Origin of the sequence: Dolichospermum lemmermannii CS-548 (genome assembly GCF_028330815.1) — a bacterium.
Lineage (GTDB): Bacteria > Cyanobacteriota > Cyanobacteriia > Cyanobacteriales > Nostocaceae > Dolichospermum > Dolichospermum lemmermannii.
The window spans coordinates 1-8,224 of the sequence record NZ_JAQMTJ010000190.1 but is presented as its reverse complement, the minus strand read 5'-3'; the positions used below and the strand labels follow the sequence as shown (position 1 = coordinate 8,224).

The 8,224-nt window shown below is 38.5% G+C and carries 1 protein-coding gene; it reads right to left on the bottom strand.

The window, feature by feature from the left end:
• Positions 1-7,596, bottom strand: a 7,596-nt coding sequence (locus PN450_RS12515) for a LamG-like jellyroll fold domain-containing protein (RefSeq protein WP_271836531.1), incomplete at its 3' end; no start/stop codon positions are given.
• Positions 7,597-8,224 lie beyond the last annotated feature (628 nt).

The following is an 8,224-nucleotide window of genomic DNA, read 5'->3' as shown; positions in this document are numbered from 1 at the left end:
TCCATCAGCGATTCTTAAAAATACTTCTCCATTAGGATTTAGATTATAACCATGAGCTACAATATTTCTAAGCCCACTAATGTTATCTAATTTAACCCAAGCTTCTATGGTAATTTTACCAGTAATATTTAAGTTCGTTGGATTTCCTAAATTGACATAATCATCACCTCCATCAAAGAATAAAGCAGTACGAGCAGTAATTTTCCCTTCACTACTATCATTACTGCCAATATAAACAGTGACAGGTTGTGTCGGTTGACTGTTGAGTTTAACAGTATAAGTTAAGAATCCACCATTTTCAGAAGTGGAAGTTGCTGTTTGGCTGGGTGTAATTGTTAATCCGGCTGTGTCATTATCTTTAATCGTCAAAATCGTCAAATTAGTAGCACTATCATCAACTTGATAGTTTGTTCCAGCTTTTAAAACGATTTTTACGCTTTCATCGGTTTCATCAACTTTGTCATCTATGGTATTAACCATGATGGTTGCACTACTCTGACCTTGGGCAATATTAACAGCCTGGAATTGGTAATAATTTGTTTTAGTTGTGCTATTTGTAACGACTAAATCTAAATCTCCATCTCCATCTAAATCTTTGTATTCTTTAGTTCCAGTCAAACTATTAACATCTGTAGGAGTCAGTTCAACACCATTTGTTGTTTCTTTCAAATAGACTTGATTCGCTGCTGGTACAGTATAATCTTCACCATATTTAAAATCTTTTCCATCTACTGAATAGAAAATTAAATTTCCACCAGTACCAGCAGTCTGACTCAAATTAACAGTTAGATTGATTTGATTTCCTTCAGTAAATTGTGTTGCGGTTAAAGCACCAAGGCTTACTTTTGGACCTGTACTACTGTTAGTAATACTAGTTTTGATAATATTATCATCGTCATCTAAATTGGTGATGGCGATAGATGTGGATACATTATTGTATTGAGTATCGGTACTGGTTGCCTTAGCTGTCACTTTATACTTGATGTCGCCATCTACCTTGTTAGTTTCAGTAGTGGGATCATCCAATCCTGTTACCGTGACGGTTTGATACTGATCCCAGTTTTCTGGGGTAAAATTCAAGGAAGATTTAGAGAATATTCCTTCTGTAGTATCAATACCTGTAAATGTGATAGTTACATTTGCTGTGGGTTTGGATGAGAGACGAACACCAAAGGTATCTGTATTTTCGTTTTTCGGTAAAGCAACATCAACAGTTCCATCAGACTTGACGGTGACAGTACCAAGATTTACACTTCCCTGTGCATTACTTGATTCTTTCAAGATTGCTTTAAGGGTGGAGTTGGCAGAGATACCAGAAATATTTACCTTACCTGCATCTATAGCTGTCTGGGTAAGGGAAATTTCTTTAACTAGAGTGCCAGTTTGTTGATCAAAGAGTTGAAGAATATCACCACTGCGGGGATAGGGTTCAGAAGTGATGAGGGAGTCAAACTTTTCCGTATAGGTTGTAACATTATTAGAAACAACAGCATTGGAGAGTACAATCCCTGCTTCATCATCATCAGTAATGTTCAGGGTGGCTGTTGTTTGACTACCTAATCTGTAACCCGTTGCTGGGTTTAGTAGTGTAATGGTAACTTGTTCATTACTTTCAGCAATATCATCATTGATGGGGTAAATAGGAATAACCGCGCTGGTTTCTCCAGAAGCGATGTTAATCTCATATACTCCGCTTGCTACGCTACGAAGTTGTGTAGAAGGAATAATCTCCTTTGAACCGTTGGGAGGTTGCCATGATAATTGGATGGTGCCAAGTCCACCACCTTCGTAGTATTCTAGTTTGATGTCGTACAGTTTGCCTTGTTCAAGGTTAATGGTGCCACTATTTTCCGTTGCCGCATGACTAGTCCAATTATTAATAATTTGCTGACCATTGACCCACAGCCGTACACCATCATCTGAATTGGTAAAGAAGGTATATTGCCCTGTTACCGTTGGCTTTAACGAACCTGTCCAACGAACGCTGAAGTTATCAGCACTGACAACACCCACAGCAGGAGAACTATATGCCGAAGGGAAGTTTACTTGAGAATCAATACGGGATAAAACTTTTGTACCTGTTAGATCTGTGCTGTTATAGTATTCCCCCAATAACCCATTATTAGATACATTCCACACGGGAGTGTAATCTTTACCTGCTTCTGCACTTCCTGACAATTGATACTGAACACTCAACCCAGCCGCTGGAGCAGGCGCATTTAAATTAATAACAAATTGCCCTGGTTGAATATCACCTTCATTAACATCGTTTAACTTACTAATAGTTACCACTGGGGTGACAGCTATAGTATCAGTGGTGCTTCCTTCTGTGATTCGTACTTTGTCAGATGGAGTATTAGTAAAGGGGAAAGTTGCATTAGTGGTGAGATAGTTGGGAACACTAACAGTAATACTATTACTAACATTAGTTCCGGTAACGCCACTTAAAGTAACAGATTGAGGAGTATCCCACGCGCTGGGTTGTATTGTTACAGATGTGGTATTTAATGTTCCTAAACCGGATGTGAGAGTTAGAGTTACCGCGCTGGTGGGTTGACTGGTTAATTTTACTTGAAATGTCACCTTGCCATCTTTACCAACTATTAATTTATTAAGGTTTGAAACTTCCTGACCATCTTGATCAAGCAGAATAACGCCCTTTTGATATGCCTGATTATCTTTGATAGTGATAGTAGCTGTACTATTAGTACCTACCTTATAGTTATAGCCAATGGCATCACGTTCAGTTTGAGAAAGAGAGCCATTATTATCTGTTGAGAAATTAGGATTATTTTCAAAGCTAGGTGCATATTCAACAGAATCTTTATAAGGAGTCCAATCAGTCCCATTTTGCAAAGTTCCATTGTTATTATTAGCTGTCATATCTAATAGTGTTTGGGCTACACTTTCATGACGTTTATAATAACCAACTAAACCAGTTTCATTACCATTGAAAAGCTGATTTTTGTTATTTTGGATATCTTGTTGGCTACGTGCTACATTCCAGATGCGGACATCAGAAATTTGACCTTTAAATTGATTTTTAATCTCAGTAGACCAGACTCCACCGCCTATTTTAAAGGTATCTGCCGATGTTCCATAATTTGTGGTAGCAGAACCACCTTTTTTAACTTCTACTCCATCCAGATAAAGGATGACATTTTGTCCATTACCAACGACAGCTACGTGATGCCATTCATTTAGAGGATAAGAAGTATCTGCTGTCAATGATCCACCATTGCTTGTCCATACTGAAAGTTTCTGGGATGAAAACCCAAATTCAATAACATCATTTTGCCCGAATAGACTATTTAACCCTGTTGTGGGTATGGAATCAGCTTTTACCCAACCTTCCATAGTGAAGGCTGAGAGATTATTCATTAAACTCTTTGTAGTAGAAATATAATCATCTACTCCATCAAATTTGAATGCCCATTCTGTCCCTACATAATTCCCATCATTATTGGCATCGAAAATATCAAAATTAGTCGGACGCAAGGTGATAGTTACATTTTCATCCCCCTCAACTACCGCATCGGATAAAGCACTAACATAGATACGATCTGATGTTTCTCCTTTAGGAATAATAATCCCATTTCTTTCTGTTTTAATATCAGTAGAAACTCGACGAGTACGAGAGTTAAAATAGTCTATGTTTTGAGTTGCAGTACCAGCCGAAATATCATACTCTACCCATAATCCTTGGGGTCCTTCAAAGGGCTTGTCTAATTTAACTTCTACATAACCAATTTGAGGGGCAGGATTATTTATAGAATTAGATGAGTCTAAATTAGGAGTACCTCCAAATAATTGGAATTCTGCTAATTGGGTATCACTATTATTACCATTATTAGCAGTAATATTCAGGCGATAATAACTATAACTGGTGCTATTATTAAGAGTAAAACTCTGAGTTTGGAATCTACTACTAAAGGTTTCGTTATTACGAGTATCTAAATTTGTCCAATTACTTCCATCATTTGACCCTTGTAAAATCCAGTTTTTGGGATCTCTTGTTGGAACATCATTAGCCGAAGTAATTTTATATTCAGTAACTACATAGGATTGATTGTTATTAAACTGATACTGTAGCCACCCCTTATTAGCAGAAACTAACCATTTAGTACTAGTTACATTGTCAAAAGCTTGCGCTTTTCCTTCATAAACACCGGCATTCTCACCAGATGCTGTAATAGTTCCTGCTAGATTAGTAACATCGCCAAGGTAAATTAACCCTTGATTATTAGTTGTAGCATCATTTAAGTTACCTTCAAATTGCCAGTAACCAATTAATCCCTGTTCACTGCCTTTGAGGGGATTTAACATATAACTTTGAATTTCAGTCTGAGTGCGTGCTACATTCCAAAGCCGCACTTCATCAATAGCTCCAACAAAGTTATCATTACTAGCGACTTTACCAATGGTTAACTGTTTTGCAGAAATATTTGTGCCTATAAAGGTTGTATCTTTAACAAGTTCAACTCCATTCACATAAAGTTTATATTCTTTCCCATCAAAGGTGGTGGCTACATGATTCCAACTACTAGGATTAAGAGCATTAGTAACAGAAAATGTTTTATTACCAATACCTACTTTGATTGTAGTTTTGTTTTCAACCCAAATACTAGGATAATTGTCAAAGCCTAAAATTCCCTGTTGAGTATCATTAGTTAGATTGGCAAAAATCCAAGCCTCTTGGGTAAATTGACCAGTTTTGGTCAGATCAAGACTATTATTGCTAGGAATTGTGACATAATTACTACCATTGAGGTTTAATGCTGCTCCTAAACCTTCAATGGTGCTACCAAAGCCAAAGCCTTCAGTGGGGTTAACAACGGTTCCTAATGTGACGGTGGGTTCGTTATCGGTAATTGTTACGGTAGCTGTTGCTTTAGTAGTATCAACTCCATAACCATCATTTAGGTTATTAGTTCCGCTAGTAGATAAATCTTTCTGATTATCCAATAAAGTAATAGTTACAGTTTCGTTTCCTTCCCAAACTTCATCATTAACTCGCTCTACGGTGATTTTTATCTCGTTAATATTGATATTTGTATCAGATGGGATATTCTGAATGCTATAAACGCCATTAGTATTAATATCGCTAGGACTTAAAGTTCCTTTAAACGTATCAATTTTTCCTGATGAGTTATATCCTTGATATGTGAGTTTATAATCAGACCCTTTTTTGGTAGCAACATATTCGCCCCATTTTGCAGTGCCTTCAACCTTAAAATAAAGGTTAAAGGTTTGAGGTGGAGTTTTATCTAACTTAATAGTAAACTCGCCATTGCCATTATTACCTTCAGTTAAATCTTTATTACCTTCAGTATTACCTTCAGTTAAATCTTTATTACCTTCAGTATTACCTTCATTTAAATCTTTTGTTTTTACAATCGAGATCAGAGGTTCGTTATCCTGAATTGTTGCAGTTGCAATACCAGTGCCTACTTGATAATTAACACTAGGTAAAAGTGTTACTGTCAAAGACTCGTTCGGGTCATAGATATTATCGTTAAAAATAGGAACAAAGCTAGTGCTAGTGCTATTGAGAGTTATCATCTGTACCGGATTCGTTTGTTCATAAAGAAAATCACTTCCTAATGTAGCCCCATTAGTGCTACTGATATAGTAGTAAACATCTGTATTAGTTGTTAAACCACTGATACTGAAAGCATTACCTGGTCCTTCAGACACTATTCCATTTGTCCCTAGTGGCGTAATGTTAATGATGGGGCCTGAATCATTAATCTGCCCAGTTCCCGAAGACCTGGCACCGGAATTGTCATTTTTAACGAATATTGCCTCGCCTATACCATACGGATTGCGTGTGGATGATCCATTCCAAGTAGTATTGTCAGTAAAACTACTATTGAAAACTTTTAATTTTGCGCCGTTATCTTCACGGACAAAAATTGCACCACCTAAACCACCACCAGGGAGACCTGTACCGCCACCACCGCCAGTACGGTTAGCTACGTTTCTCTTAGTGTCAGCTACGCCTCGATTACCACTACTACCAAAACCATTAACCCAGGCACCTCCCGTTCCACCGCCTCCACCATTACCAGGAAGTCCTCCTACAAATTCATTATCGTTATAGTTCCAGTACGAAATACCGCCACCGCCGCCGCCGCCACCGCCACCGCCGCCACCAAAACCACCAAAACCACCATTACCACCATTACCAGCAGCATTTAGATACTTTTCCGCCTCCCACCGATCAAAAAAGTAGCCGCCGGCACCGCCACCACCACCAGCGCCGCCTCCTTGTCCAAATGAACCATTAGCGCCATTATTCCCCTGGCTACCATTAGATCTGTTATAAGTGTGATTTGAGAAACTGGCACCAGACGGCATATTATAATTACCCCAGTAACTAAATTGACCTCTTGCACCGCCTGAGCCGCCTGATGCTCCTGAACCTAAATTGAGGACACCAGTGACATTAAAGCTACCACCAGCACCACCTGAAGTTCCATTTTCCCCCGTAGAATGAGTCCTCATTTGCTGGCCATGATGAACCCATTCGATCAGTGCGGCGGAACCGCCTTGACCAGCATTACCTGTAGAATTACCACCCTGGGCTTTATTCCTAAAGAAGGTGCTGTTACTAATGCCTACATTACCACTATTGATAAAAATTGCCCCACCAGCGCCTAAACCACCACCACCACCACCTACTCCGTCGCCACCCCTGGCAAGACCATCTCGAAATGTAATCCCATCAAAGCCTACGGTTGGGCCATTAATAGAAATGATTTGGCTCTTTCCCTCTCCGCTAATAATTACTTTATTACCACCAATAAAAAAGACATCATTCCCACCTGTAAGAGTAGGTAGAGAACTTTGAAGAGAAATAACGTATTTATTTACGCCGTTTATATCATTATTAGTTACACCTGTGGCTATTCCACTTAAATCAATAACATCCAGACCGGGAGCGTTACCTGCATCTATAATTGCTTGTCTTAATGAACCTGCACCACTATCATTAGTATTCGCTACTTTAAAAATTTGTTGCTCAATCTCCACAACCTGACCATTCAACGTCACCGTCGCCGTATCATCCTCAGCTCGCAAAACTGCTAACTCTGACGCACTAATAATCTCCTCTTGCACCAACCTCGCAAAAATATCACCCTCATCCCCTGCTGCATCTGTTGTATTAATCCGTGCATCAACAGAATGCCCAATTTCCTCCAATAATACAGCCACAACAGCATCGAGATTCTCAGCATTTTGATGAATAAACTCAGCAGCTAAATAAATCTTACCTGTGGTAATAGAAAAAGCCCCATTTGCACCATTAATATCATGACTATTTACAACCTCAATAGTAGGAACAGCACTAAAATCATCTTCAGCAAAAGCATTAAATAATTGATTAGCAACTTCCCCATCAAAATCATTACCAAAAGCAGTTTCTAACTTCTGGGTGTACTCTGCATCAAATCGGAACTGACTGAGATATTGATATGTATTCTGTAATACTTGCTCTACGATGCTATCTAAATTAGTCAATAAATGATAATTGTCTGTTTTTCCAGAAGAACGAACTTTAGAATTGTTGAGTATAGTTTTAAAGTTTGTCATGACCGACTCCTTAAATTAAAATTATGGTGTTCTGATGGATAAGCAAAAGCCAAACAAAATCTGTATCCTGGAAGCAGGTTTAATTCCTACCCATGAACCAGAGATATTGCTTAAGTGATGTTTCTGAACCGTGCTACGTAAAAATTCTTCTTGTTAAATATCCTATTCCCCTGGTAAGTGACTTCCGTAGTGAGAAATAGTGACTTAATGGTGACTTTTGAGTGACTTTGATAAATCAGAGGTTTTATGTTTAATTGTGACAGGCTACTTATTAGACATCAACCGAATTTAAATATGCGTTTTCCAGAACCCTTGTAGAGAAGTAACCTGGGTAGAGATTCTCGTCCCTACAATCTTTTTCACCAGAGGTCTATTGAATATTTCAGGTATTTCTCCATAACCCGGATTTGTTTTTTAGGATACGGATAGTTAAATTAAGTGTAGAATAAACGCCTTGAAACGTTTTTGTCATCTATCTAAAGATAGATATACAGCACTTCCCGGTGTTATGAGGTACATATCTAGCGGGCAAGACTTGTACTGAGCTTGTCGATAGCGCAGCGTGGCGTTAGCCATAGTATGCCCGCACTACAAGAGTTTGATGATTCAACTTTGTACCTCATAAGAG